This window comes from Bradyrhizobium sp. LeoA1Lang, from assembly GCF_055413685.1.
The window spans coordinates 1-253 of the sequence record NZ_JBVAPG010000645.1 but is presented as its reverse complement, the minus strand read 5'-3'; the positions used below and the strand labels follow the sequence as shown (position 1 = coordinate 253).

At 66.0% G+C, this 253-nt stretch carries 1 pseudogene; it reads left to right on the top strand.

Features of this window, described 5'->3' with window-relative positions:
* Window positions 1–2: 2 nt before the first annotated feature.
* Window positions 3–253 (top strand): annotated as a pseudogene (locus ACZYOF_RS44830) (DUF2341 domain-containing protein); the annotation flags it as partial.

Sequence of the window (253 nt, the reverse complement as noted above, 5' to 3'; positions counted from 1 at the left end):
CCATGCTGGTGCTGGCTGTGGTGGCGGTGCTGGCGCTGTCGGCGCCGGCGAACGCCTGGTGGAACGATGAATGGCAATTGCGCAAGAAGATCACGATCGATGCCAGCGCCACTGGGGCCAACATCACGACCCGGTCGGGTCGACGCCGGTCCTGGTCCGGCTGCACACCGGCAATTTCCGCTTCGCCTCCGCCAAGGACGACGGCTCCGACCTGCGGTTTGTCGCCGGCGACGACAAGACGCCGCTGAAGTAT